This window comes from Bradyrhizobium sp. USDA 3650 (assembly GCF_054057395.1).
Genome location: NZ_JBSRZG010000001.1, coordinates 4,487,117 through 4,513,337, shown reverse-complemented (window position 1 = coordinate 4,513,337; position 26,221 = coordinate 4,487,117). Strand labels below are relative to the sequence as shown.

At 65.7% G+C, this 26,221-nt stretch carries 20 protein-coding genes; 8 read left to right on the top strand and 12 right to left on the bottom strand.

Going from position 1 to position 26,221, the window contains the following annotated elements:
- The first annotated feature begins 30 nt into the window (after positions 1–30).
- The 8 genes from ACVIN2_RS21085 to ACVIN2_RS21050 all read left to right on the top strand — a co-directional run bounded on the left by ACVIN2_RS21085 (position 31) and on the right by ACVIN2_RS21050 (position 13,767).
- On the top strand, positions 31–2,535 hold the full coding sequence (locus ACVIN2_RS21085; protein WP_456767006.1) for an ATP-binding protein: 2,505 nt from the start codon (positions 31–33) through the stop codon (positions 2,533–2,535).
- Entirely contained in the window at positions 2,532–4,064 is a 1,533-nt protein-coding gene (tsaE, locus tag ACVIN2_RS21080; RefSeq protein ID WP_456767005.1) for a tRNA (adenosine(37)-N6)-threonylcarbamoyltransferase complex ATPase subunit type 1 TsaE, read from the top strand. The genes ACVIN2_RS21085 and tsaE overlap by 4 nt, the downstream gene beginning before the upstream one ends.
- 115 nt (positions 4,065–4,179) lie before the next feature.
- A complete protein-coding gene (locus tag ACVIN2_RS21075) occupies positions 4,180–4,497 on the top strand; it encodes a PilZ domain-containing protein (RefSeq protein WP_456767004.1) in 318 nt (105 codons plus the stop codon).
- Between the two features lie 124 nt (positions 4,498–4,621).
- Complete coding sequence (locus ACVIN2_RS21070; RefSeq protein ID WP_456767003.1) at positions 4,622–5,344, top strand: nucleotidyltransferase family protein; 723 nt, start codon at positions 4,622–4,624, stop codon at positions 5,342–5,344.
- A gap of 233 nt (positions 5,345–5,577) precedes the next feature.
- Complete coding sequence (gene addB, locus ACVIN2_RS21065) at positions 5,578–8,724, top strand: double-strand break repair protein AddB (RefSeq protein ID WP_456767002.1); 3,147 nt, start codon at positions 5,578–5,580, stop codon at positions 8,722–8,724.
- Positions 8,718–12,227, top strand: a complete 3,510-nt coding sequence (gene addA, locus ACVIN2_RS21060; RefSeq protein ID WP_456767001.1) for a double-strand break repair helicase AddA — start codon at positions 8,718–8,720, stop codon at positions 12,225–12,227. Before addB ends, addA begins: the two co-directional genes overlap by 7 nt.
- 63 nt (positions 12,228–12,290) lie before the next feature.
- Entirely contained in the window at positions 12,291–12,611 is a 321-nt protein-coding gene (gene trxA / locus ACVIN2_RS21055; protein ID WP_007598398.1) for a thioredoxin, read from the top strand.
- Between the two features lie 136 nt (positions 12,612–12,747).
- Positions 12,748–13,767, top strand: coding sequence for an ATP-dependent DNA ligase (locus ACVIN2_RS21050; protein WP_456767000.1), 1,020 nt, complete (start codon positions 12,748–12,750; stop codon positions 13,765–13,767).
- A gap of 99 nt (positions 13,768–13,866) precedes the next feature.
- On the opposite strand, the gene ACVIN2_RS21045 is transcribed toward ACVIN2_RS21050, so the two are convergent.
- From ACVIN2_RS21045 to aroA, 12 genes are all read right to left on the bottom strand, one after another.
- Complete coding sequence (locus ACVIN2_RS21045; RefSeq protein ID WP_456766999.1) at positions 13,867–14,607, bottom strand: metallophosphoesterase family protein; 741 nt, start codon at positions 14,605–14,607, stop codon at positions 13,867–13,869.
- Positions 14,608–14,709: 102 nt separating this feature from the next.
- A complete protein-coding gene (locus ACVIN2_RS21040) occupies positions 14,710–16,053 on the bottom strand; it encodes a bifunctional folylpolyglutamate synthase/dihydrofolate synthase (protein WP_456766998.1) in 1,344 nt (447 codons plus the stop codon).
- Positions 16,050–16,991: an acetyl-CoA carboxylase, carboxyltransferase subunit beta gene (gene accD / locus ACVIN2_RS21035; protein WP_456766997.1), complete on the bottom strand. Its 942-nt coding sequence runs from the start codon at positions 16,989–16,991 to the stop codon at positions 16,050–16,052. Before accD ends, ACVIN2_RS21040 begins: the two co-directional genes overlap by 4 nt.
- Before the next feature lie 137 nt (positions 16,992–17,128).
- Positions 17,129–17,965, bottom strand: a complete 837-nt coding sequence (gene trpA / locus ACVIN2_RS21030) for a tryptophan synthase subunit alpha (protein WP_456766996.1) — start codon at positions 17,963–17,965, stop codon at positions 17,129–17,131.
- A complete protein-coding gene (gene trpB / locus ACVIN2_RS21025; RefSeq protein ID WP_456766995.1) occupies positions 17,962–19,179 on the bottom strand; it encodes a tryptophan synthase subunit beta in 1,218 nt (405 codons plus the stop codon). Before trpB ends, trpA begins: the two co-directional genes overlap by 4 nt.
- Positions 19,176–19,847 carry a phosphoribosylanthranilate isomerase gene (locus ACVIN2_RS21020; RefSeq protein ID WP_456766994.1) on the bottom strand — a complete coding sequence of 224 codons (672 nt, stop codon included), beginning with the start codon at positions 19,845–19,847 and terminating at the stop codon, positions 19,176–19,178. Before ACVIN2_RS21020 ends, trpB begins: the two co-directional genes overlap by 4 nt.
- A gap of 79 nt (positions 19,848–19,926) precedes the next feature.
- Positions 19,927–20,319: a lipopolysaccharide assembly protein LapA domain-containing protein gene (locus tag ACVIN2_RS21015; RefSeq protein ID WP_456766993.1), complete on the bottom strand. Its 393-nt coding sequence runs from the start codon at positions 20,317–20,319 to the stop codon at positions 19,927–19,929.
- Positions 20,320–20,390: 71 nt separating this feature from the next.
- Positions 20,391–20,696, bottom strand: coding sequence for an integration host factor subunit beta (locus tag ACVIN2_RS21010; RefSeq protein WP_007598410.1), 306 nt, complete (start codon positions 20,694–20,696; stop codon positions 20,391–20,393).
- Positions 20,697–20,868: 172 nt separating this feature from the next.
- Positions 20,869–21,849, bottom strand: a complete 981-nt coding sequence (sppA, locus tag ACVIN2_RS21005; protein ID WP_456766992.1) for a signal peptide peptidase SppA — start codon at positions 21,847–21,849, stop codon at positions 20,869–20,871.
- A 278-nt stretch (positions 21,850–22,127) separates the two neighbouring features.
- Positions 22,128–23,834, bottom strand: coding sequence for a 30S ribosomal protein S1 (gene rpsA, locus ACVIN2_RS21000; RefSeq protein WP_027566167.1), 1,707 nt, complete (start codon positions 23,832–23,834; stop codon positions 22,128–22,130).
- Positions 23,835–24,099: 265 nt separating this feature from the next.
- Positions 24,100–24,738 (bottom strand): (d)CMP kinase, encoded by a 639-nt coding sequence (gene cmk / locus ACVIN2_RS20995; protein WP_456766991.1) that lies wholly within the window; start codon positions 24,736–24,738, stop codon positions 24,100–24,102.
- A complete protein-coding gene (aroA, locus tag ACVIN2_RS20990) occupies positions 24,735–26,132 on the bottom strand; it encodes a 3-phosphoshikimate 1-carboxyvinyltransferase (RefSeq protein ID WP_456766990.1) in 1,398 nt (465 codons plus the stop codon). Before aroA ends, cmk begins: the two co-directional genes overlap by 4 nt.
- Positions 26,133–26,221 lie beyond the last annotated feature (89 nt).

The following is a 26,221-nucleotide window of genomic DNA, read 5'->3' as shown; positions in this document are numbered from 1 at the left end:
CGCGCAAATTCGTGCGATCTTGGGGCAACTATGTCAGGCGTGATCGTGTCGATGCGTCGGACGCTGCTGTCGTGCACATCGCTCGTGCGCAACGGCTTGTTGGGAAGCGCTCTCGCAGCGCTGCTGCCGGCTGCGCCGGCTGAAGCCGCCGACCTCGTCGACACACTCTCATCGTTGCTGGATTTCAACCGGCAGGAGCTCGCGGTGCTGGCCACCGCGCTGGCCTTGCTCGGCTTCTCGGTGGTGGCCGCGATCCTCCTGATGCGCACGCGCGTGCGCACGGCGAAGAACGAGGCGCGGCTGCGCGCACGGATCGGGGAACTCCAGCTCCAGGCCGACCGGTTCGGCGCACTGCTGTTCGCCGAGCCGCAGATCCTGATCTCCTGGCCGGCCGGCGACAATCGCGCACAGATCTCCGGTGACACCTCCATGGTGCTGCCGCGCGACTCCTCTCCACAGCGCGTGCTGGCGTTTGGAACCTGGTTGCCGCCGGAACCGGCGCTCCGGATGGATCACGCCGTCGATGCGCTGCGCGACCGCGGCGACGGGTTCCAGCTGACGCTCACCACCGCGCATGGCCACACGCTCGAGGCGATCGGCCGCGCCATCGGCGGCCAGGCCATCGTCAGGATTCGCGAACTCTCAGGGCTCCGCCGCGATCTGGCCGAGACCAATCTGCGTTACAAGGCCCTCTCCGACGAGACGGAGATGCTGCGCGGCTTCGCGACCGCCGCACCCTGGCCGATCTGGGCCAAGGGCGAGAACGGCGCGCTGGCTTACGCCAACCCCGCCTATGTCCGGGCGACCGAGGCGGCCAGCATCACCGACGCCCAGGAGCGCAAGCTCGAGCTGCTCGACAGCGCCGACCGGAGCGCGATGGAGCGGGGGCTGAAGGAAGCGGCCAATTTCACCTCGCGCCTGCCGATCGTGATCGGCGGTGAGCGGCGCATCTATGACGTGCGCGCCGTCAATGTCGGCGGCGGCAATGTCGGCGTTGCCATCGATGCCAGCGAGGCGGATGCGTTGAGCTCGGCGCTGGTGCGGATGGCGGAGGCGCATCGCCGCACGCTCGACCAGCTCTCCTCCGGCGTTGCCGTGTTCGACGGCCAGCGCCGGCTCGCCTTCTACAATGATTCCTACCGCCAGCTGTGGGACTTCGACCGCACCTTTCTCGACGCCAACCCCGATGATTCCAGCGTGCTCGACAAGCTCCGCGCCGCGCGCAAATTGCCGGAGCAGCCGGACTTCCGCGCCTGGAAGGCCAAGCTGCACGAGGCCTATCGCGCGGTCGAGGCTGCCAAGGACACCTGGTACCTGCCCGACGGCCGCGCGCTCTCCGTCGTCACCACGCCGAACCCCGAAGGCGGCGTCACCTATCTGTTCGACGACGTCACCGAGAGCCTCGAGCTTGCCCGCCGCTTCGACGGCATGATCCGCGTCCAGCGCGAGACGCTGGACAGCCTCGCCGAGGGCGTCGCGGTGTTCGGCAGCAACGGCAAGGCGCAGCTGTTCAACCCGGCCTTCGTCCGGATGTGGAAGCTGTCCGTTGACGCCATGCGCGACGAGCCGCACATCCAGACGGTCGAGGGCTGGTGCCATCAGCTGTTCGACGACGCGATCGTCTGGCGACAGATCCGCGAGGCCGTCACCTCGATCGAGAGCCGCGCCGACATTCCGCTGAAGCTGGAGCGCAAGGACGGCAGCGTTCTCGACGGCATGATCCGGCCCCTGCACGACGGCGCCACGATGCTGACGTTCCAGGACATCACCGACACCGAGAATGTCGAGCGCGCGCTGCGCGAGCGCAACGAGGCGCTGGAGGCGGCCGACCAGATGAAGGTGGATTTCGTCCACCACGTCTCCTACGAGCTGCGCTCGCCGCTCACCACCATCATCGGCTTCGCGCATTTCCTCAGCGATCCCTCGACCGGGCCGCTGACGCCGAAACAGGCCGAATATCTCGACTACGTCACCAAATCGACCAATGCGCTGCTGGCGCTAACCAATAACATCCTGGATCTCGCCACCATCGACGCCGGCGCCATGAAGCTGGAACTCGGCCCGGTCGACGTCAGCAAGACCATCGAGCTCGCCGCCGAAGGTCTCCAGGACCGGCTCGCCACCGACCGCATCCGCCTCAAGGTCGAGATCGCGCCCGATGTCGGCAGCTTCACCGGCGACGAGAAGCGCGTGGTGCAGGTGCTCTATAACCTCCTGGCCAACGCCGTCGGGTTTTCTCCCCCGGATTCCACCGTCGGCATCAGCGCCCGCCGCACCGAACGCAGTGTGGTCTTTACCGTGACAGATTCCGGGCCTGGAATACCTGCCGACATGAAGGACAAGGTGTTCAACTGGTTCGAAAGCCGCTCGCAAGGCTCGCGTCACCGCGGCGCCGGGCTCGGCCTGTCGCTGGTGCGCTCCTTCGTCGAGCTGCATGGCGGCAATATCCGGGTCGATTCGATCGTGGGCAGGGGCACGGTCGTGATCTGTGACTTCCCGACCGACCAGGCGGCGCATCGCGACGCCGCCGAATGACTGCGTCAACCACATTCTCCGTCGCGCTCCACAACGAGACGGCCACCGCGCAACTGATGGCCGACCTCGCGCTGCTGGTCGGCCCCGGCGATGTCATCACGCTCACCGGCGATCTCGGGGCCGGCAAGACCGCGGCGGCGCGGGCCATGATCCGCTACCTCGCCGGCGACGATGCACTGGAAGTGCCGAGCCCGACCTTCACGCTGGTGCAGGGCTACGAGCTGCCGCCATTCCCGGTGATGCATGCCGACCTCTACCGCGTCGAGGACGAGAGCGAGCTCGAAGAGATCGGGCTGTCGCCGTTGCCGGAAGCAACCCTCGTCCTGATCGAATGGCCGGAGCGCGCACCGTCGGCGATGCCTCAAGATCGCATCGACATCGCGCTGACGCACCGGCCGGCACTGGGCTCGAATGCACGCGCCGCCGACATCACCGGCCATGGCAAGGCCGTCGCCATCGTCGCGCGGCTGCAGGCGCTGCGCGAATTCCTCGATGCATCCGGCTACATGGAGGCAACGCGCAAACGCATGGCGGGCGACGCCTCCACCCGCTCCTATGCGCGGCTGCTGCGCGACGACCAGATCGTCATCCTCATGAATTCTCCGCAGCGCCCGGATGGTGCTGCCATGTACAACGGAAAATCCTACAGCGCCGCGGTGCATCTCGCCGAAAACATCAAACCCTTCGTCGCCATCGACGAGGGCCTGCGCGCGCAAGGAATCTCCGCGCCCGCGATCCATCATTGCGACCTCGAGCATGGATTCCTGATCAGCGAAGACTTCGGCAGCGAAGGCGTGATCGAGGGCGATCCGCCGCGCCCGATCGCCGAACGCTACGAAGCCGCGGTCGATTTGCTGGCCGTGCTGCACGGCAAGACGCTGCCGGAAACGTTGCCGCTCGGGGGCCAGACCTACACTATTCCCGTCTTCGATGCCGAAGCGCTGCTGATTGAAATCGGCTTGATGCCGGAATGGTACCTGCCCGATCGCAATGCCCCGCTGGACGACGAGAAGCGCGCCGAATTTTTCGCGATGTGGCGCGAGCTGCTGAAGAAACCGCAGGCCTCACCGAAGACCTGGATCATCCGCGACTATCACTCGCCAAACCTGATCTGGCTCGAGAATCGCACCGGCATCGAGCGCGTCGGCGTGATCGATTTCCAGGACACCGTGCTGGGGCCGCAATCCTACGACGTGGTGTCGCTGCTCCAGGACGCCCGCATCGACGTGCCCGAGGCGATCGAACTGACGCTGCTGTCGCGCTACATCAAGGCACGCCGCGCCAGCGCCGCGAGCTTCGACGCGGCCGGCTTCGCCGAGCTCTACGCCATCATGTCGGCGCAGCGGAACACGCGTCTGCTCGGCACCTTCGCCCGCCTCAACCGCCGCGACGGCAAGCCGCATTATCTGCGTCACCAGCCGCGGATCTGGACCTATCTCCAGCGCTCCCTGGCGCATCCCGCGCTTAGCTCTCTGCGCGACTGGTATCTCGCCAACGTCCCGCCACCCCAAAGGCCGGCCCAAGGCTGAAAGGCTATTACGGGCTGAAAAGGCTGATTCGGGGCCCGATTTACCGGCTGTTAGCCAAGACACCGGTAATCTGGCGGCGAGCAGCCGGGATGATTACGGGGCTGGAGCAGGGCAGATGGCGGTGAAGACGGACCAGCGCGGCAACAGCCGGGTTGTTTTCGAGCGCGGGATCGCGGCCCAGATGATGGGTATCGACGGTACCTGGCGGCGCGAGTGCACCATGGAGGACGTCTCCGACAGCGGCGCCAAGCTGACCATCGACGGCTCGGTCGAAGGCTTGCATCTGAAGGAGTTTTTTCTGCTGCTGTCGTCCACCGGACTGGCGTATCGGCGCTGCGAGCTCGCCTGGGTCAATGGCGACCAGATCGGCGTCAACTTTCTCAAGCTCGGCGACAAGAAGAAAAAAGCGCGTTCCACATCCATCGGGGCGTAACGGCAACACCCGTCGTACAAGCGTCACGGCAGGTGGTTAAGGCGGTTAAGACGCGGTGCGGCCAGTCGAACCTCGTGTTAGGATTGCTGCGAACGCGAAATCAGTAGGTCTGAGAAAGCGAAGGATGTCCGTCAAACCGACCAAAGCCATGGTGCTCGCCGCAGGGTTCGGCCTGCGCATGCGTCCGTTGACGGACAAGATGCCGAAGCCGATGGTTCCGGTGGCGGGCCAGCCGCTGCTCGACCACGTGCTCGACAAGCTCAGCCAAGCCGGCGTAAGCGAGGCGGTGGTCAACGTGCACTACCTGCCGGACCAGATCATCGATCACACCGCATCGCGCCAGCATCCGCGCGTGACCATCTCGGACGAGCGCGATCAGGTGCTCGGCACCGGCGGCGGCGTGGTCAAGGCACTGCCGCTGCTCGGGGACGCACCGTTTTTTCACGTCAATTCCGACACGCTGTGGATCGACGGCGTGCGCTCCAACCTGACGCGGCTCGCCGAAAACTTCGATCCTGAGCGCATGGACATTTTGCTGCTGATGGCGCCGACGGCGACCAGCATCGGCTATAGCGGCCGCGGCGATTACGGCATGCTGGCTGACGGCGCCCTGCGCAAGCGCAAGGAAAAAGAGGTCGTTCCGTTCGTGTATGCCGGCGCTGCGATCCTGTCGCCGTCGATCTTCGCCGATGCCCCGACGGGCGAGTTCTCGCTGACCAAGATGTTCGACCGTGCCAACGAGCAGGAGCGGCTGTTCGGCCTTCGCCTCGACGGCGTCTGGATGCATGTCGGCACGCCTGATGCCGTGCATGCGGCGGAAGAGGCGTTTCTGGAGAGCGTGGCGTAGGGCCGCAGCGTCGTGCCCCGCCTAGTGCGCAATTGCGCACGGGGGGCGGGGCATCCAGTACGCCGCGGCTTCTCGGCTGAATCTCCACCGTCTCTGGAATACTGGATCATCCGCCTTCGCGGATGATGACACCGGTCCAGGTGGCGCGAACAGCGGGGACTATCTCCCCTCCACCCATATCCATTTGAGTCCGCCTCCCTATATTGGCGCCTGATTCCCGAATCAGGCAGCTCATGCGCGTTTTCAGCGTTCCCGTCTCAGTTCCGTTCCTGCGCACCGTCGTCGCAAGCCTGCTCGACGGTCGGCTGGTCGACGGCTTTGAGGCGCGCAAGGAGCCGGCGCGGCTGGCGGACGCCACGCTGTACCTGCCGACACGACGCGCCATGCGCGTCGTCCGCGAGATCTTCCTCGATGAGATGAAGGCAGACGCTGTCGTGCTGCCGCGCATCGTCGCGCTCGGCGACATCGACGAGGATGAGCTCGCTTTCGCCGATGAGGGCGAACAGTTTTCGGGCGCAACGCCGCTCGACATTCCGCCGCGGCTCGGCGAGCTCGAACGGCGGCTGACGCTGGCGCAGCTCGTCGCCGCCTGGGCCAAGGGCCCGGTGCTGTCTCCGCTGGTCGTCGGCGGCCCCGCCTCGACACTGGCACTGGCGTCCGATCTCGCGCGGCTGATCGACGACATGGTCACGCGCGGCGTCGACTGGAGCGCGCTCGACGGCCTCGTGCCCGATATGCTCGATCGCTATTGGCAGCACTCGCTTGAATTCTTGCGCATCGCGCGCATCGCCTGGCCCGGTCATCTCGCCGAGATCAAACGCATCGAGCCCGCTGCCCGCCGCGACCTTCTGATCGATGCCGAAGCCAGGCGGCTGACCGCGCATCCCCATGGCCCCGTGATCGCGGCCGGCTCGACCGGTTCGATGCCGGCCACGGCAAGATTTCTCCACGCAGTCGCCTCGCTACCGCATGGCGCCGTGGTGCTGCCCGGCCTCGACACCGATCTCGACGACGATGCCTGGCGCAGCATCGGCGGCGTCCGCGACTCGCTCGGCAAGTTCGCGGAGCATCCGGTCTCGAACCATCCGCAATATGCCATGCACGCGCTGCTGGATCGGTTTGGCATCAAGCGCAGCGACGTCGAGATTCTCCAGCCACCGGCGGAAGGCGGCCGCGATCTGCTGGCGTCCGAATCGATGCGGCCGTCGGCCAAAACCGAGATCTGGCACGACCGGCTGAAGCAGCCGGATGTGGCCTTAAAGATCACCGGCGGCATGAAGAACCTCGCGGTTGTCGAAGCCCCCAACCCTGAAATGGAAGCGCTCGCGATCGCGATCGCGATGCGCGAGGCGCGGCATCTCGACAAATCCGCGGCGCTTGTCACGCCCGATCGCGCGCTGGCGCGGCGGGTGATGGCCGCGCTGAGCCGATGGGATCTCGCATTCGATGATTCCGGCGGCGACGTCCTGATGGAAACGTCCGCCGGCGTCTTTGCGCGGCTGACAGCGGAGGCCGCGACCAAGGGATTGGAGCCGCCGACGCTGCTGGCGATGCTGAAGCATCCGCTGTGTCGGCTCGGCCGGGCGCCCGGCGCATGGAAAGTGGCGATCGAAGGCCTGGAGCTCGCTTTGTTGCGCGGCACGCGCCCGCCCGCGGGCACCGCCGGCCTGCTGCGCGAATTCAATCGCTTTCGCGAGGAGCTGGCAAAGCTGTGGCGCAGCGAGGTCTCCGCGCTGCACAAGGCCGAGCCGCGCGCACGTCTCAAAGCGGAAGATCTCGATCGCATTCAGGTGCTGATCGATGGCTTGCGACAAGCCTTGGCGCCGATCGAGAGTCTTGCTTCATCAAAGCCGTATGACTTCGCCGAGCTCGCGCATCGGCATCGCGAGATCATGATCGAGCTGTCGCGCGACGAGCAGGGCATCCCGCTGGCGTTCGAGGAGCGCGAAGGCCTTGCGCTCGCGAGCGCCTTCGACGATCTCCTGCGCGGCGGCACCACCAGCGGATTGATGGTCACGCTGCCCGACTACGCAGATGTGTTCCAGACCGCGTTCAGCGATCGCGCGGTGCGGCGGCGGGACAGGCCGGGCGCGCGGCTGCAGATTTACGGCCCGCTGGAATCACGCCTTATGCAGGCCGACCGAATCATCGTCGGCGGGCTGATCGAGGGGGTCTGGCCGCCGGCGCCGCGCGTCGATCCGTGGCTGAGCCGGCCGATGCGGCACCAGCTGGGCCTCGATCTGCCGGAACGCCGTATCGGCCTCTCCGCGCACGATTTTGCGCAATTGCTCGGCGGCGACGAGGTCATCCTCACCCACTCCGCCAAGGCAGGCGGTGCCCCTGCGGTCGCCTCGCGCTTCCTGCACCGGTTGGAGGCCGTCGCGGGCGATGCGCACTGGAAGGCCGCGATTCGCGCGGGCGAGACATACGCGCAGTTCGCAGCCGCGCTGGACCAGCCCGACGAGGTGAGGCCGATCAAGCAGCCCGAGCCGCGACCGCCACGCGCGACCCGGCCGCTCAGGATGTCTGTGACTGGGATCGAGGACTGGCTGCGCGATCCCTATACGATCTACGCAAAACACATTTTGCGGCTCGACGCGCTCGATCCCGTCGACATGCCGCTGTCGGCCGCCGACCGCGGCTCGGCGATCCATGATGCGCTCGGGGAGTTCACGGAGCGCTACGCCACGAATCTGCCCGATGATCCCGCGCGCGTGCTGCGCGCGATCGGCGAAAAATACTTCGCGCCGCTGATGGAGCGACCCGAGGCGCGGGCGCTGTGGTGGCCGCGCTTCCAGCGCATCGCGCGCTGGTTCGGCGAATGGGAGACGGCGCGGCGCGACGCGATCGAGGCGATCGCCGCGGAAACTCGCGGCGAGATTTCGATCCCGCTCGACCATGGGCGCAGCTTCCGTCTCTCCGCCCGCGCCGACCGCATCGAACGGCGCCAGGGCGGCGGCTACGTCATCCTCGACTACAAGACCGGCCAGCCGCCGACCGGCAAGCAGGTCCGCATGGGCCTGTCGCCGCAGCTCACACTGGAAGCCGCAATCCTGCGCGAGGGCGGTTTTCGCGACATCGATGCCGGCGCGTCCGTGAGCCAGCTCGTCTATGTTCGCCTGAGCGGGAACAATCCGCCGGGCGAGGAGCGCGTTCTCGAGCTTAAGTATAGGCAAGGCGACGAGCCGCAGCCGCCGGACACCGCGGCTGCCGAAGCACGGGCCAAGCTCGAGGCGCTGATCCGCGCCTTCGAGGACGAGAACCAGCCCTACACCTCGTTAAACCTGCCGATGTGGACCAACCGCTACGGCGCCTATGACGATCTTGCCCGGATCAAGGAATGGTCCGCGGCCGGTGGATTGGGGATCGAGGAATGGTGAAGGCACCGCGCCCCATCCCGGATGAGGTGCGCGCGCGACAGGCGCGGGCATCGGATCCGACCGCGTCGGCTTTCGTGTCGGCCAATGCCGGCTCTGGCAAGACGCATGTGCTGGTGCAGCGCGTGATCCGCCTGCTGCTCTCGGGCGTGCCGCCGGAAAAGATTCTCTGCATCACCTTCACCAAAGCGGCTGCCGCCAATATGGCCGAGCGCGTGTTCACCACGCTCGGGCATTGGGTGACCCTCGACAACACCGCACTCGATGCGGCGATCCGCGCGGTCGGCATCCCGCACCCCACTGCAAAATTGCGGCGCGACGCACGAAAGCTGTTCGCCTGTGCGCTGGAGACGCCCGGCGGGCTCAAGGTGCAGACCATCCACGCGCTGTGCACCCGCCTTCTCCAACAGTTCCCGTTCGAGGCCAACGTTCCCGCGCGCTTCGCCGTGATCGACGAGCGCGACCAGACCGACATGATGGAACGCGCCAATCTGAAGGTGCTGCTGGAGGCCGCGCGCGACCCCGAAAGCATCACCGGCCGCGCGCTGCTGACCGCGATGGCGAGCGCGGCCGACGTGACCTTCAAGGAAGTGGTGCGCGAGGCCTGCCTGAGCCGCGATCATTTCATGGCCTGGACCGACGAAGCCGGCAGCGCGGAGCTGGCTACCGCGCAGATGGCAGCCGCGCTGGGCGTGGACGCGAGCGACCGGATCGAGGACGTCGAGACGGAGATTGTCGACGGTCCGTTCCTGCCGCGATCGCGCTGGGACGACATCGCTTTTGCACTGGAGGACGGCAGCAAGTCCGACAACGACCAGGCCTGCCGGCTCCGCGAGGCAAAGGTCTTTTCCGGCGCCGCGCAGGTCGATGCCTATCTCAGCGTTTTCCTGACCGACGAAAAGCTGCCGCGCAAGGCGGTACTGACCAAGAAGTTTTGCGATCACAACCCGTCCGTCGCCCGCCTGTTCGAGAACGAGGCGCAGCGCGTCAGTGGGTTGGTCGAGAAGCGCCGTGCGGTGACCATGCGCGATCGCACCGCAGCCCTGCTGCATATCGCGACCGCGGCTGCCGCAAACTACCGCCGCGAGAAGCAGGAGCGCGGGCTTCTCGACTATGACGACCTCATCGACAGGACGCTGGCGATGCTCGATCGCGTCTCTTCAGGTTGGGTGCATTACAAGCTCGACCGCGGCGTCGATCACGTGCTGATCGACGAAGCCCAGGACACCAGCCCGCGGCAATGGGACATCGTCGCGCATATCATCTCGGAATTCACCGCCGGCGAAGGCGCGCGCGAGGGGCTGAACCGCACCGTCTTCGCTGTCGGCGACGAGAAGCAGTCGATTTTCTCCTTTCAAGGTGCTCAGCCCCGAGAATTCGACGCGCGCCGGCGCGAGCTGCACCGCAAGTTCACCGCTGCCGGGCTGAAATTCGATCCGGTCGCCTTCACCTATTCGTTCCGCTCCGGCGCCGCGATCCTCCATTCCGTGGACCACGTCTTCCGCGAGCCCGCGATCTACAAGAGCATCCATTCGATCGAGACCGGCCATCCCCTGCACAATGCACTCGGCGATGCAGGTCCCAGCGTGATCGAGCTGTGGGACCTTGCGGAAGCCGACGACAGGCAGGAGATCGAGGGGTGGCGCGCGCCGTTCGACGGCGTCGCCGCCACCAGCCCCGAGGTGAAGCTCGCGCGCCGGATCCAGACCGAGATCAAGCGGCTGGTCGAGAGCGGCACGCTGACCGGGCACGAAGGCGAACGCCGTCCCCTGCGCTATGGCGATATGCTGATCCTGGTGCGCCGGCGCGGCAATGCGTTCGACGCGGTGATCCAGGCGCTGAAGCACGCCAATGTTCCGGTCGCCGGCGCCGATCGGCTCAAGCTCACCGAGCACATCGGAATCATCGACCTGATGAACCTTGCGGACGCGCTGCTGCTGCCGCAGGACGATCTCGCGCTCGCGGTGGCGCTGAAGAGCCCGCTGTTCGGGCTCGATGACGACGATCTGTTCCAGCTGGCCCATGACCGCAAGGGATCGCTGCGCCGCGCGCTTGGCGAGCATGCGGCTACAGCTGAGAAGTTCGCGGCGGTGTTGCGGCGCCTGGAAGCCTGCGAAATCCGCGCGCGCGAGGAGACGCCGTTCGCCTTCTATGCCTGGCTGCTCGGGGGCGACGGCGGACGCGCGCGCATGCTGCGCCGGCTCGGTCATGAGGCCAATGACGCGCTCGACGAGTTCCTGGAGCTGGCGCTGAATTACGAGCGCAAGGCGCCTGCGTCGCTGCAGGGTTTCATGGCTTGGCTGCGCTCGGCCGACACCGAGGTGAAGCGCGACATGGAGATCTCGCGCGACGAGGTGCGGGTGATGACCGTGCACGGCGCCAAGGGCCTGGAGGCCTCGGTCGTGTTCATGGTCGACACCACATCGTCGCCCGCGGATTCGCAGCGGCTGCGGCTGATCCATGTCCCGCGCGGCAATGGCGGCGAGGTGGTTGTCTGGGCCGGACGCAAGGCGGACGATCCCAAGCCTGTCGCCGACGCCCGCAAGGCGATGCTCGAGGAGACCGAGGACGAATATCGCCGCCTGCTCTACGTCGCGATGACGCGCGCCGCCGACCGGCTCATCATCGGCGGCTGCATGCCCGGCAACATGAAGACGGTCCGCAAGCTGAGCTGGTACGATCTGGTCGACACCGGCCTCGCCGGCTCGGGCCTGGCGAAAGAGACAATCGAGACGCCGCTCGGAAAGGTGACGCGCTTCTCCCGACCGGAGGATGTCGTGGCGCTGGGCACGCCTGCGACCTCGTTGGACCAGACGACCGCGCTCCCGGACTGGCTGCGGACGCCGGCACCGCGCGAGACCATCGACGACGATCCGGTGCGCCCCTCCGGCCAAGCGTCCGGGGAAGGCCGCGCCGTGCTGTCGGGCGAATCAGTGCAGTCCCGCGCGCTCGCGCTGCAACGCGGCACGCTGGTGCACCGGCTGCTGCAATCGCTCCCCGACATCGCCACTGAGCGCCGGCGCGAGGCCGCGCTCGGCTTCATGGCACGCAATGCCGCGGACTGGGCGGAGGCTGACCGCGCCGCGCTGGCCGACAAGGTGCTCGCCTTGATCGCCGAGCCGCGGTTTGCGCCGGTGTTTGCCGCCGGCAGCCGGGCGGAGGTCGCGATCGTCGGCCGGCTGGAGCGGCAGGGCCGCTCCCCAGCGCTGGTGTCAGGCCAGATCGACCGGCTGGTCGTTCGGCGGGATGAGGTCCTGATCGTCGATTTCAAGACCAATCAGGCGGCTCCCAAAAGCGCCGCCGCGGCGCCCGCCGCCTATGTCCGGCAGCTGGCGCTGTACCGGGCGGTGCTTTCGAAGCTTTATCCCCAAAAGCCGGTCCGCGCCGTCCTGCTCTGGACTGAGGCCCTTGAATATATGGAGATTTCGGCTCCCGCGCTGGACGCGGCGCTGGCATCTCTTCATCTCGGTGTGAGCGTCCTTGACCCGGCAAGGAGCCATTCATAGGTTGACGCCATGATCTCGGGCGCGATTCCCGTCGCGCCCTTCTCTCAGGTACGAGGTACTCCCATGGCCGTTGGTAAGGTTTCTGACACCGATTTCGAAGCCGAAGTGCTCAAGGCAAACGGCCCCGTGGTCGTCGATTTCTGGGCCGAATGGTGCGGCCCCTGCCGCATGATCGCACCTGCGCTCGACGAGATCGCCGGCGCGATGGGCGACAAGGTCAAGATCGTGAAGCTCAACGTCGACGAGAGCCCGAAGACCGCGTCGAAATACGGCGTGATGTCGATCCCGACCCTGATGATCTTCAAGGGCGGCGAGATGGCCTCCCGCCAGGTCGGCGCGGCACCGAAGGCGAAGCTGCAGCAGTGGATCACCTCCGCGGTCTGATCCGCCTCGCACAAGAATATTTTTGGAAGCGGCCGGCGAAAGCCGGCCGTTTTGCGTTGATGGGACAGTTCCAGCGTAAGACGAGTCCCTGCCTGTGCCTCCCCCTGCAAGACGCGCGCGAAAGTCGGCTCCCCTCGTGGCGATGGAGGCGCGCTCGGTCGACGCGATCCCGCGCGGCAAGGAGTGGCAATACGAGCCGAAATGGGATGGCTTCCGCTGCCTGCTGTCGCGCGCTGGCGGCAGCATTGATCTGCGCTCGAAATCCGGCGAGGACCTCGCGCGTTATTTCCCCGAGATCGTCGCCGCGGCGCTAAAGCTGAAGGCGGATCGCTTCACGTTGGACGGCGAGATCGTCGTACCGCACGGCAAAGGCTTTTCCTTCGACGCGCTGCTGCAACGGATTCACCCGGCGGCGAGCCGTGTGAAGAAGCTCTCGCAGGAAACGCCAGCGCTGTATCTCGCCTTCGATCTGCTTGCGACGACCAGGGAGAAACAGCTTGCCGAGCAGCCGCTGAGCGAACGACGGCCGGCGCTGGAAGCGTTTGCCAAAGCCAATCTGACAGGCAGCCTCTTCCGCCTCTCACCGGCGACCACGAGCTACGCCATCGCGAAAAAATGGCTGGCGCAATCCGGCGGCGGCTCGGACGGCGTCATCGCCAAGCGCATCGACCTGCCCTACCAGGCGGGAAATCGCGACGGCATGCAGAAGATCAAGAAATTCCGCAGCGCCGATTGCGTGGTCGGCGGCTTCCGCTATGCCACCAACAAGATCGCCGGCCGGAAGGTGGTGGGGTCGCTGCTGCTCGGACTGTATGATGACGAAGGTCTCCTGCACCATGTCGGCTTCACTTCGGCGATCAAGGCGACGGAGAAGCCTGATCTGACCGATCGACTGGAAGCGCTGATCGGCGAGCCGGGCTTCACCGGCAACGCGCCGGGCGGGCCGAGCCGCTGGTCCACCGAGCGCTCGGCGAGGTGGTGTCCGCTCAAGCCGAAGCTCGTGATCGAGGTCTGCTACGACCATTTCAGCGGCGAGCGCTTTCGCCACGGCACCTCGATCCTGCGCTGGCGCCCCGACAAGGCGCCGCGGCAATGCAGCTTCGAGCAGTTGAAGCAGAAGGTGGCCGATCCGATGAAGCTGTTGAAACAACCGTAGCCGGTAGCCCGGATGGAGCGCAGCGTAATCCGGGGCGGTCGTCATTTGTGGTGCGATTCCCGGATTACGCTGCGCTCCATCCGGGCTACGAACCGACCACTATCCGATCCATCCCGTCGCCAGCGCGTTCGCCAACTCCGGCTGGCCGTTGCGGCGAGCGAGCGCAGCCATCGTCTCGTGATCGTAGACGACATGGCGGAACGTGACCTGCCAGGCACCATCGGTTAGCTCGAGAATCGCATAGCGCGCGTGCGGCGTGCCGGCCTCGACGACATGCGGGAATGGATGCTTGTCACGAAAGCCCGGGCCGCCGACGCTGCCGGGATTGACGATCAGCCTTCCATCGCGAAGTCGCACCGCACGGGCGAGATGGGTGTGGGCGCACAGGATCAGCGATTGCGCGATGCCTTGCGCAAACTGCTCGATGCGATCGAGCGGCGACAGCGCCACCGCGCCGTCCGGATGCACGGTTTCGAGCCAATAGACTTCGTCATTGTCGGGCGTCGCATGACACATGAAAACCTGCTCGCGAAAGACGCGCGTCATCGGCTGCGCGCGCAGCCAGTCGAGTTGCGCGGCATCGAGCGCGGCATGGGCCGGGCGATCCCACGAGCCCATCTTCTCCGGCGGACGATCGAGCAGGTAGCGGTCGTGATTGCCGAGCACGTGTACGGCGTCGAGCTTCATCAGGATCTCGATGGTCCGGCGCGCATCGAGCGGGCCGCTGAGCATATCGCCGAGATTGACGATGTCCGAGACGCCCTGCGCGCGGATGTCGGCGAACACAGCTTCCAGCGCGAGGTAGTTTCCGTGGACGTCGGCAATCGCTGCAAAACGCATGGAGATTCCTGTAGCCCGGATGGAGCGAAGCGTAATCCGGGGCCTTTGTCGCTTTTGGTTCGGGCCCGGATTGCGCTTCGCTCCATCCGGGCTACGCAACCTCTATGCAGGAGGCGTGCCGTTGATGGCGAGCACGTGGCCGGCGAGATAGAGCGAGCCGGTGATCAGGATGCGCGGCGGCACTTCGTAGGCGAGTTTCGCCAAGGCGCGCAGTGCGGCCTCGACGCCGGGCGCGGGCTCGACGCGCATGCCGAGGCTGCGGGCGGCGTCCGTGAGGCGGTCGACCGGCATGGCGTTGTCGGTGTCGGGAATCGGCACCGCGATGATATGGCGGGTCAGACCGGCGAAATTGGCGAGAAAACCCCGCGCGTCCTTGTTGGCCATCATGCCCGCGATCACGACCAGCGGCCGCGACACCCGCTCTTCGAGATCGCCAAGCGCGGCCGCCGCAACGCGGCCGCCTTCCGCATTGTGGCCGCCGTCGAGCCAGATCTCCGAGCCCTGCGGCCCCCAAGCGAGCAGCTCTCCAGACGCAATGCGCTGCATCCGCGCCGGCCATTCCGCACCGACGATCCCGGCCTCGAATGCCGCCTGGTTGATCTTGAAGGCGTTGGTGGCCCGCAGCGTCGCGATGGCGAGGCCGGCATTGTCGAACTGGTGGCGGCCGAACAGGCGCGGCGCCGTGAGATCCATCAAGCCGCGCTCGTCGGAATAAACCAGCCGCCCGTGCTCGACATTGACGTGCCAGCTCTCGCCAGCGGCAAACAACGGTGCGCGCATGCGCTTGGCATGCGCCTCGATCACGGCCATCGCCTCACCCGGCTGCTCGGCGCACACCACGGGCACGCCACGCTTGATGATCGCGGCCTTTTCGCCCGCGATCGACGTCAAGGTGTCGCCCAGGAAATCCATGTGGTCCATGCTGACAGGCGTGATCACGCAGGCTGCTGGCGCATCGACCACGTTGGTTGAATCAAGCCGGCCGCCAAGGCCAACCTCCAGCAGAACCACATCGGCCGGGTTTTGCGCGAACAGATGAAACGCCGCCGCCGTCTTGAGCTCGAACACGGTGGCCGGCTCGCCGGCATTGACACGCTCGACCTGTTCCAGCGCCGCGCGCAACTCGTCGTCGCTGACGAGCACGCCGCCCCCGACGCGGCCGAGCCGGAAACATTCGTTGATGCGAACGAGATAGGGCGATGTGTAGGCGTGGACGCGCAGGCCGGCGGCCTCCAGCGTCGCGCGCAGATAAGCGAGCGTCGAGCCCTTGCCGTTCGTACCGGCGATGTGGATCACCGGCGGCAGCTTGCGCTCGGGATGACCGAGCCGCTCGAGCAGGCGGTGCATCCGCTCCAGCCCGAGATCGATGCGTTTCTGATGCAGGGCCGACAGCCGCCCGATCAATTCGCCGAGCGGCGGCTTTGTGCTGTCGGAGGAAGCGTTCACGCGTGCGGCGCGGCCGGCGCCGTTTCGGGAGCCGATACGATCTGCGCCGGGCTCACGACCGGCTGCACCGGTTTCGAGGCGGTCTCGAGCGCCGGCGCCCTGGTCAACAGTCGGCAGAGCCGCGCCAGGGTCGGGCGCAATTCGTGGCGATGCACGACCATGTCGACCATGCCGTGCTCCTTGAGGTATTCGGCGCGCTGAAACCCCTCGGGGAGTTTTTCGCGAATGGTCTGCTCGATCACGCGCGCGCCGGCAAAGCCGATCAGCGCACCCGGCTCGGCGATCTGCACGTCGCCGAGCATCGCATAGGACGCGGTGACGCCGCCGGTGGTCGGGTTGGTCAGCACGACGATGTAGGGCTGTTTTGCTTCACGCAGCATCTGCACCGCGACCGTGGTGCGCGGCATCTGCATCAGCGACAGGATGCCTTCCTGCATCCGCGCGCCACCACTGGCGGCGAACACGATGAAGGGCGACTTCTTCTCGACCGCGAGTTCGAGCCCGCGCACGATGGCTTCGCCCGCGGCCATGCCGAGCGAGCCGCCCATGAAGTCGAAATCCTGCACGGCGACAACGACGGCGGCACCTTCGAGCTTGCCGTAGCCGACCTTGATCGCATCGTTGAGGTTGGTTCGTGCGCGCGCATCCTTAATGCGATCGACGTACTTCTTCTCGTCACGGAACTTGAGCGGATCGGGCGTGACGTCGGGCAGCGCGACGTCGTACCAGGTCTCGTTGTCGAAAATCGACTTCAGACGCGCCACCGCATTCATGCGCATATGATAGTTCGAGCCGGGGATGACGAACTGGTTGGCCTCGACGTCCTTGTAGAACACGAGCTGTCCGGAATCCGGGCACTTGATCCACAGATTCTCCGGCGTCTCCCGCCGCAGCATGTTGCGGATCTTCGGCCGGACCACATTGGTAAGCCAGTTCATGGTTTGCTCCGATGTGCGATCCCGCCTGGGGACCGCCTGAAGGGATATATGGCGGCCGGGACCCGGCCCGGCAAGCCGCCGTATCGTCCGCCTTGCTCGTCGGACTTGCTCGTCGGACTTGGCAGCGGAATTAAGGCCTATTCCGCCGCCTGTTGCGCGCCTTTGACGCCCTGGGCCAGGGCCGCCGTCAGCTCGGCGACGGCGTTGACGGTTTTGCCGGTGGCGCGCCCGTCCGCATCGAGGCTGTTCTTGAGGGCGTCGACCAGCGCGGTGCCGACTACCGAACCATCGGCCTTCTCGGCAATGGCGCGTGCCGCCTCCGGTGTGCGGATGCCAAAACCAACGCAGATCGGCAGCTTGGTATGCCGCTTGATGCGCGCGACAGCTTCACCGACGGCGTTCGCATCCGCCGCTGCCGCACCGGTGATGCCGGCGATAGAGACGTAATAGACAAAGCCTGATGTGTTCGCGAGCACCGCGGGCAGGCGCTTGTCGTCCGTGGTCGGGGTCGCGAGGCGAATGAAGTTCAAGCCCGCCTTCAGCGCGGGAATGCAGAGCTCCTCGTCTTCCTCTGGCGGCAAATCGACGATAATCAGACCGTCAACGCCGGCCGTCTTGGCATCAGCCAAAAACTTGTCGACGCCGTAAATGTAGATCGGATTGTAATAGCCCATCAGCACCAGCGGCGTGACGTCGTCGTCCTTGCGGAAGCCGCGCACCAGATCGAGCGTCTTCTTCAGTGTCATGCCGACCTTGAGCGCGCGGAGCCCGGCGGCCTGGATCGACGGACCGTCCGCCATCGGATCGGTGAAGGGAATGCCGAGTTCGATGACGTCCGCGCCTGATTTCGAGAGCGCCTTGACGATCTCGAGCGACGTCGCCGGATCGGGATCGCCGGCCATCACATAGGTAACGAAGGCCGCGCGGCCCTGTTTTTTCAGCTCGGCGAAACGGTTGTCGATACGCGTGGTCACTTGCTCTTGCCCCTCAGGATGTCGCCGACCTGCGGGACGTCCTTGTCGCCGCGGCCGGAGAGGTTGACGACCATCAGGTGATCCTTCGTCCGCTTCGGCGCGAGCTCCATCACCTTGGCGATGGCATGTGCCGGCTCGAGCGCGGGGATGATACCTTCCAGCTTTGACAGCAACTGGAACGCTGCGAGGGCCTCGTCGTCGGTCGCGGAGAGATAGTTCACGCGGCCGATCTCGTGCAGCCAGGAGTGCTCGGGGCCGATGCCGGGATAATCGAGCCCCGCGGAGATCGAATGCGCGTCCTGGATCTGGCCGTCCGCATCCATCAGCAGATAAGTGCGGTTGCCGTGCAGCACGCCGGGACGGCCGCCGGCGATCGACGCCGCATGCAGTTGTGTCAGCCCATGGCCCGCAGCTTCGACGCCGAAGATCTCGACCGTGGAATCGTCGAGGAACGGATGAAACAGGCCCATCGCGTTGGAGCCGCCGCCGATACAGGCGACCAGCGAGTCCGGCAGGCGGCCTTCGATCTCCTGCATCTGCGCCTTGGTCTCGTTGCCGATGATCGACTGGAAGTCGCGCACCAGCGTCGGATAGGGATGCGGACCCGCGACCGTGCCGATGCAGTAGAACGTTTTGTGCACGTTGGTGACCCAGTCGCGCAGCGCCTCGTTCATGGCGTCCTTCAGCGTGCGCGTGCCCGACTGCACCGGAATCACCGTCGCGCCCAGCATCTCCATGCGGATGACGTTGGGCTGCTGCCGCTCGACGTCGACGGCGCCCATATAGACGATGCATTCCAGGCCGAAGCGCGCGCACAGCGTCGCGGTGGCAACACCGTGCTGGCCGGCGCCGGTCTCGGCGATGATGCGCTTCTTGCCCATGCGTCGCGCCAGCATGATCTGGCCGAGCACGTTGTTCACCTTGTGCGAGCCGGTGTGGTTGAGCTCTTCGCGCTTGAGGTAGATTTTCGCGCCGCCGAGATGCTCGGTCAGACGCTCGGCGAAATAGAGCGGCGAGGGCCGGCCGACATAATTCTTGAGATAGCCGTTCATCTCGGTCTGGAAGGCCGGGTCGGCCTTGGCCTCGGTGTAGGCTTTCTCCAGATCGAGGATCAGCGGCATCAGGGTTTCGGCAACGAAGCGTCCGCCGAAAATGCCGAAATGGCCGCGCTCGTCGGGGCCGCTGCGATAGGAATTTGGTTTTACAACATTCATCGGACGCTCAACTCTTGACTTGCATCTTGGCTTGCGCGCGCGGCGCGAATGAAGGCCTTGATCATCTCGGGGTCTTTCACGCCCGGGGCGCTCTCGACACCGGAGGAGACATCGACACCGCCGGCGCGGGTGACGCGAACGGCCTCGGCAACGTTGTCGGCGCTGAGGCCGCCCGAGACCATATACGGCAACGCGAGCTCCAGGTTTCCGAGCAGATGCCAATCGAACGGTGCACCGAGGCCGCCCGGCCGCGTTGCGTCCTTCGGTGCGCGCGCGTCGAACAGGATGCGTTCGGCAACCTCCGCGTAACCGGGCAGCACGGCGAGATCGGCTGAGGTCGCGACCGGCACGACCTTCATCACCGGGCGACCGAACCGCTGCCTGATGTCGCGCAGCCGCGCTACGCTCTCCGTGCCATGAAGCTGGAAAATGTCCGGCGACAGCGCGTCCATGATGTTGTCGAGCGTGGCGGCGTCGGCATCGACGGTGAGGGCGACCTTGAGCGCGCGCCGCTTCACCTGCCGTCCGAGCTCCCGGCCGGCCTCCAGCGATAAATGCCGCGGCGACGGCGGGAAGAACACGAAGCCCACCATGTCGGCACCCGCCTCGAGCGCCGTTTCGAGCGTCTCGGGCGTGGACAGGCCGCAGATTTTGACGAGCAAGGACATGTTCTCGACGGATGGGCTCAAAGCACAGGGAGGCCGCAGGTCCGCGGCCGGAAAACAGGCTTTTCGGTTGCGGCCGCTTCTACAACGTCGCGCGCTGCTTGTCTCGCCCGACGGGCCCGTAAAGCCCCACCCCGGAGGGAACGGGGAGGCGCTGGGACTCAGGCCTTGCTGCGGCCGCCTGGGCCCGCAGATCAGCCAGCTCGCCTCGCGCGGCCCGGGCATCCGCGTCATGCCGGCGCGCCGCACGCCGCCAGTGCCGCTGGCCCAACCAGACGGCACAACCGCCCGTGAGGACCCCAAGCGCAGCCACCACGATCAGGAGCAGGAACAGCGGCAGCGTGACCGAGAATGACGGGTCGTTGGCAACAAAGGGATCGAACGAGACCGTGACGAAATGCCGGTTGGCGACGGCAAAGACCATCAGGATCAGGCCCAGCGGAATTACGACCAGCGCGGTCAGGAATTTTCGCATCTCGGCTCGCTCGCCTTGAATCAAGCTTGCGGCCGCATCAATGGCGACCGCGGGAAACCCTGAGGTGGACCTCAGTCTGGCGCGCCTGGATCCGGGTGGTCGCGATTCAGCCGTTCGCGCATTTCCTTGCCGGTCTTGAAGAACGGAACGCTCTTCTGATCGACAGGCACATGGGCGCCGGTGCGCGGATTGCGCCCTGCGCGTGCAGGGCGATGCTTGACCGAGAAGGCACCGAAGCCGCGCAACTCGACGCGATCACCGCGCGCGAGAGCCGCTACGATCTCTTCGAGAATCGCATTCACAATGTTCTCGACATCCCGCTGGTACAGATGCGGGTTGTGCTCGGCGATACGCTGAACAAGTTCGGATTTGATCATCGAGAGATAGGACCCGGGAGCGTGCGGACGACCATTTCCGTGAAAATACCGTGATCTGTCAAGACGCTAAATGAAGGTTGAGCGTCGTGAAAATACGTGACAAATGCCGAAAAAGCGGGCTGGCCCTGCACGCGCCGAACGGGAAAAACCTCTGGGGCTCGCCCGGTTCCGGTCAGTTCGACGCCGCCGGCTGCCACAAAGCCAGCATCCCATCCATTCCGAGCCGATCGACCGCCTGCACGACGCCGGTTTGCGCGATTTGATGCGCAATCGAGCCTAAACCCAGTGCTTCCAGCGTCACTGCGGCCGCCGCCTTGAGGAACGGCAGATCGCTGAAGCGCGGCTGCAGCTTGTAATCGCGCACGGAGAGCCCCTTCTTGACGCCCTTCTGCTCGACCAGCCAGGTCACCGCGGTCTTCTCGTCGCCGATCTGATCGATCAGCTTGAGATCGATGGCCTGGCGTCCGGTGAAGACACGGCCATCAACCACTTTCTCGAGCTGCGTGTCATCCATGCCACGCCGTTCCTTCACCAATCCCTTGAACCAGGCATAGGAATCCTTCACCAGCGCATCGAGCGCCGCCCGTGCCTCGGGGCTGGTCGGCTCGAAACCGTTGGGCGCGGCCTTCAGCGGCGTGGATTTTACCTCCTCGACCTTGACGCCGACGGTCTTCAACAGCTCCGAGACGTTCGGGAATTGGAACAGCACGCCGATCGAGCCGACCAGCGAGCTCTGCTGGGCGATGATGTGATCGCTCGCGATCGCGGTGATGTAGCCGCCGGAGGCGGCGAGGCCTTCGACGACCACGACGAGCGGCTTCTTTGCCTTCAGCCGTACAAGCGAATCATAGAGCTGCTCGGAGCCGGCGGTGGTGCCGCCCGGCGAATTGACGTGAACGATGACGGCGGCAGCCTGCGAATTCTCCAGCCGCTCGAGCGCCTGCGTGCGATCGGAATCGCTGCGAATCAGGCCGTCGATCTGGACCCGCGCGATCGAGCCGGCGGACGCGAACGTGCCGCGCGCACCCGGCGTCGCGACCAGCGCGAAGCCTGCGATCGCCGCGACCGCGATCAGCGCGGCCAATACGCGCCAGAACGTCAGCTTGCGGCGGATCCTGCGGCGATCGACGATGATGTCCGAATCGAGCGACATCTCAGTATCTCCAAATGAAAGGCCAGGCGCGTTGTGCCGTCGCAGCGTCAGCATTGGCTTATCTGGATACATCAATTGCGGCGCAATTAGAAGAAAACAAGGCCTGGCACAGCCCGGATGGAGTCCGTAGCCCGGATGGAGCGGAGCGCAATCCGGGAGAATCCCGCCGGCCGCACGAATCCCGGATTTCGCTTTCGCTCCATCCGGGGCTACGGCCTCAACAACAAAAAAGCCCCGGCTCGCGCCGGGGCTTTGATGCAGCGAAACCTGCGTTTCGCTTACTTGGTGTCGCGGTTCTTGAGCGCGGTGCCGAGGATGTCGCCGAGCGTCGCCCCCGAATCGGAGGAGCCGTACTGCGCGATGGCTTCCTTCTCTTCGGCGACTTCGAGCGCCTTGATCGACACCTGGACCTTGCGGGCCTTCTTGTCGAACTGGATCACGCGGGCATCGACCTTCTCGCCGACGGCGAAACGTTCGGCGCGCTGATCGTTGCGGTCACGGGCGAGCTCCGAGCGCTTCACGAAAGTGGTGAAGTCGGTCCCGGTGATCTTCACCTCGATGCCGCTCTCCTTCACTTCGATCACTTCGCAGGTCACGACCGCGCCCTTCTTGACATCGCCCGGCTCGGCGAAGGGGTCGCCTTCGAGCTGCTTGATGCCAAGCGAGATGCGCTCCTTCTCGACGTCCACATCGAGCACCACGGCTTTCACCATGTCGCCCTTCTTGTAGTTGTCGATCACCTGCTCGCCCGGCTGCTTCCAGTCGAGGTCGGAGAGATGGACCATGCCGTCGACGTCGCCCTCGAGGCCCAGGAACAGACCGAACTCGGTCTTGTTCTTGACTTCGCCCTCGACCGTCGAACCGGTCGGGTGACCTTCGACGAAGACCTCCCACGGGTTGCGCATGGTCTGCTTGAGGCCGAGCGAGATGCGGCGCTTGACGGAATCGACTTCGAGCACCTGCACTTCGACTTCCTGCGAGGTCGAAACGATCTTGCCGGGGTGCATGTTCTTCTTGGTCCACGACATCTCGGAGACGTGGATCAGGCCTTCGATGCCCGGCTCAAGCTCGACGAACGCGCCGTAGTCGGTGATGTTGGTGACGCGACCGGTGAAGCGGGCACCCAGCGGGTACTTGGCTTCGATGCCCTGCCACGGATCATCCAACAGCTGCTTCATGCCCAGCGAGATGCGGTGCGTCTCGTGGTTGATCTTGATGATCTTGACCTTCACGGTCTGGCCGATCGAGAGCACCTCGGTCGGATGGTTGACGCGGCGCCACGCGATATCGGTGACGTGCAGCAGACCGTCGATGCCGCCGAGATCAACGAACGCACCGTAATCGGTGATGTTCTTGACCACGCCGTCGATGACCTGACCCTCTTCGAGGTTCTGCACCAGCTCCTGACGCTGCTCGGCGCGGGTCTCTTCGAGAACCGTGCGGCGCGACACGACGATGTTGCCGCGGCGACGGTCCATCTTGAGGATCTGGAACGGCTGCGAGTTGTTCATCAGCGGCGCAACGTCGCGGATCGGACGGATGTCGACCTGCGAACGCGGCAGGAAGGCCACGGCACCGTCGAGGTCGACAGTGAAGCCGCCCTTGACCTGGTTGAAGATGACGCCGTTGACCTTCTCATTGTTCTGGAAGGCCTTCTCGAGCTTGCCCCAGCTCTCTTCGCGGCGCGCCTTGTCACGCGACAGCACGGCCTCGCCGAGGGCGTTCTCGATCCGATCGAGGAACACTTCCACCTCGTCGCCGACCTTGAGCTCGCTGTCGCGGCCGGGGCCGGAAAATTCGCGCAGGGCAACGCGGCCCTCGGTCTTCAGGCCGACGTCGATGACGGCCATGTCCTTTTCGATTGCAACAACCTTGCCCTTGATGACTGAGCTTTCCTGCAGGTTGCCACCTGCGAAGGACTCGTCGAGCATCGCGGCGAAATCGTCGCGCGACGGGCTATAGGTATCAGCAGAAGTCGAAGCCATTTGTTCTCCAGTTGCGGATGTCGTGCCGGCCGTTGGGTTCTTGGGCGCATCGTACGCGCAGTGTCGGAAGGTCCGCAGAACCTTCGAGCGACCGCTCGCTGTTCCGACCTGGAGGCGGAACAGCGGAAGCGGGCCGGCTGAGGCCCGCGCATTCGATACGTGGAAATCTTTTGTCCGGAACCTGGATCGCGTCGGCCCGAGCAGGGACCGAGAGTATCGACCTCAAAGAGCGGGAGCGGGCGCTTCCTCCAATGACGGCAGCGGCTTAACCCCGCGACCGGCCCGCTCGGACGGCCTCGATAATGTCGATGGCGGCCCGGACGCCGCCTTCTATATCCAGTTGGGAGTTATCTAGCAAGTAAGCATCCGCGGCCGGCTTCAGGGGCGCGATCGCCCGGTTCTTGTCGCGTTCGTCGCGCTGGATGATGTCGGCGAGCACGGCCGCCTCGTCGGCCTCCTCGCCCCGCGCCTTGGCCTCCATGGTCCGGCGGCGGGCGCGAACCTTGGGGTCGGCGACGACGAAGATCTTCACGTCGGCATGGGGGCAGATCACGGTTCCAATATCCCGACCGTCAAGCACGGCGCCGGGCGGATCGGCGGCGAACTGCCGCTGAAAGCTGATCAGGGCCTCGCGCACTTTGGGGATTGCCGAGACGATGGAGGCGCCCTCGCCGGCCTTCTGGGTCTTCAGGGCGGGATTGCCGAACTTTTCGGGATCGAGTTCCAGCGCCGCAGCGATCGCCGCCGCCTCGTCCCGGAGATCATGACCGGACTGCATCAGGGAATAGGCCACCGCGCGATAGATCACGCCGGTATCAAGATGACGGTAGCCGTAATGGTGAGCAAGGCGCTTGCCGAGCGTGCCCTTGCCCGACGCCGCGGGCCCGTCGATGGCGATGATCATGAAAAATCGGCCCCAAGCGAACGCATCATCGGGATGAAATCCGGAAAACTGGTGGCGATGAAGGCGGTGTCGTCGACGGTCACCGGCTGGTCCGACGCGCAGCCCATCACCAGCGCGGACATCGCGATGCGATGGTCCATGTGGGTGGCCACAACGCCGCCGCCGGGAACGTGGCCGCGGCCTTCGACGATCAAATCGTCGCCGGAGACCTCGACCTTGACGCCGTTGACGCGGAGCATGGCGGCAGTGGCTTCGAGACGGTCGGATTCCTTGACGCGCAGCTCCTGGAGGCCGCGCATGATGGTCGTGCCCTCGGCAAAGGCGGCCGCCACCGCCAGCACCAGATATTCGTCGATCATCGACGGTGCGCGCTCCGGCGGCACCTCGACACCGCGCAATTTCGAGGCACGTACGCGCAGCTTTGCCATCGGCTCGCCGGCGTCGCCGCGAACTTCGCTTTCCTCGATCGAGGCACCCATTTCGCGCAGCGTGGTGAAAAGACCGGTCCGCAGCGGATTGGTCATGACATCGGACAGGACGAGGTCGGAACCTTCGACGATCAGCGCAGCAACGATGGGGAACGCCGCCGACGAGGGATCGGCGGGCACGACGACATTGGCGCCATGCAGCTCAGGCTGCCCTACGAGCGTGATACGGCGGCCGTGCTGACCTTCCCGCACCGAGCTGATCTCGGCGCCGAAATGCTTGAGCATCAGCTCGGTGTGGTCGCGACTGGCCTCGGTCTCGATGACGGTGGTGGTGCCCGGCGCGGCCAGGCCCGCGAGCAGCACGGCGGATTTGATCTGAGCCGAGGCCACCGGCGTCTTGTAGGTGATCGGCAGCGGATCGCGCGCACCCTGGACGGTCAGCGGCAGACGGCCGCCCTCGCCGCCGGCGACGACCTTCGCACCCATCTTTTCCAGCGGGTCCAGAATCCGGCGCATGGGCCGGGTGCGCAGCGAGGCATCGCCGTCGAAAATCGCAGAGATCGGGCAGCCGGCGACGGCGCCCATGACGAGCCGGCAGCCGGTGCCGGAGTTGCCGAAATCCAGCGGCGCTTTGGGCTCCGCGAAGCCCGCGACACCCACGCCGTTCACCTTCCAGGCGAAATCTCCGGTGCGCTCGACCCTGGCGCCGAGCGCCTGCATGGATTTGGCGGTGTTAAGGACGTCCTCGCCCTCCAGGAGGCCCGAAATCCGCGTCTCTCCGACCGCGAGCGCGCCGAGGATGAGGGCACGGTGGGAGATCGACTTGTCTCCGGGCACCCGTACTTTCCCGGTCAGGGGACCGCTGGCGCGCGACTGGAGCGGCGTCGGCTTGTCGGAATCGGTCAAGTTTGTGTCCTTGGATAGGCCCGAAACGTCCCTGCGGGACTCGCGGGGCAGGTACCACATGGTCTCCCCGCCGTCACGAGCATGTCGTTCTCCCGCAATGCGCTATTGACAGCGGGCCGCCAACTAGCCAAGTGAAGCACCGCTTTTCA

What these genes read in the sequence shown, in the direction of transcription:
- ACVIN2_RS21020 (WP_456766994.1), bottom strand. Translation starts at nt 19,847, where the DNA reads ATGTCCTTGCTCGTCAAAATCTGCGGCCTGTCCACGCCCGAGACGCTC.
- tsaE (WP_456767005.1), top strand. Translation starts at nt 2,532, where the DNA reads ATGACTGCGTCAACCACATTCTCCGTCGCGCTCCACAACGAGACGGCC.
- trxA (WP_007598398.1), top strand. Translation starts at nt 12,291, where the DNA reads ATGGCCGTTGGTAAGGTTTCTGACACCGATTTCGAAGCCGAAGTGCTC.
- ACVIN2_RS21015 (WP_456766993.1), bottom strand. Translation starts at nt 20,319, where the DNA reads ATGCGAAAATTCCTGACCGCGCTGGTCGTAATTCCGCTGGGCCTGATC.
- ACVIN2_RS21085 (WP_456767006.1), top strand. Translation starts at nt 31, where the DNA reads ATGTCAGGCGTGATCGTGTCGATGCGTCGGACGCTGCTGTCGTGCACA.
- addB (WP_456767002.1), top strand. Translation starts at nt 5,578, where the DNA reads ATGCGCGTTTTCAGCGTTCCCGTCTCAGTTCCGTTCCTGCGCACCGTC.
- aroA (WP_456766990.1), bottom strand. Translation starts at nt 26,132, where the DNA reads ATGTGGTACCTGCCCCGCGAGTCCCGCAGGGACGTTTCGGGCCTATCC.
- ACVIN2_RS21070 (WP_456767003.1), top strand. Translation starts at nt 4,622, where the DNA reads ATGTCCGTCAAACCGACCAAAGCCATGGTGCTCGCCGCAGGGTTCGGC.
- ACVIN2_RS21010 (WP_007598410.1), bottom strand. Translation starts at nt 20,696, where the DNA reads ATGATCAAATCCGAACTTGTTCAGCGTATCGCCGAGCACAACCCGCAT.
- ACVIN2_RS21045 (WP_456766999.1), bottom strand. Translation starts at nt 14,607, where the DNA reads ATGCGTTTTGCAGCGATTGCCGACGTCCACGGAAACTACCTCGCGCTG.
- ACVIN2_RS21075 (WP_456767004.1), top strand. Translation starts at nt 4,180, where the DNA reads ATGGCGGTGAAGACGGACCAGCGCGGCAACAGCCGGGTTGTTTTCGAG.
- addA (WP_456767001.1), top strand. Translation starts at nt 8,718, where the DNA reads ATGGTGAAGGCACCGCGCCCCATCCCGGATGAGGTGCGCGCGCGACAG.
- accD (WP_456766997.1), bottom strand. Translation starts at nt 16,991, where the DNA reads ATGAACTGGCTTACCAATGTGGTCCGGCCGAAGATCCGCAACATGCTG.
- trpB (WP_456766995.1), bottom strand. Translation starts at nt 19,179, where the DNA reads ATGAATGTTGTAAAACCAAATTCCTATCGCAGCGGCCCCGACGAGCGC.
- cmk (WP_456766991.1), bottom strand. Translation starts at nt 24,738, where the DNA reads ATGATCATCGCCATCGACGGGCCCGCGGCGTCGGGCAAGGGCACGCTC.
- rpsA (WP_027566167.1), bottom strand. Translation starts at nt 23,834, where the DNA reads ATGGCTTCGACTTCTGCTGATACCTATAGCCCGTCGCGCGACGATTTC.
- sppA (WP_456766992.1), bottom strand. Translation starts at nt 21,849, where the DNA reads ATGTCGCTCGATTCGGACATCATCGTCGATCGCCGCAGGATCCGCCGC.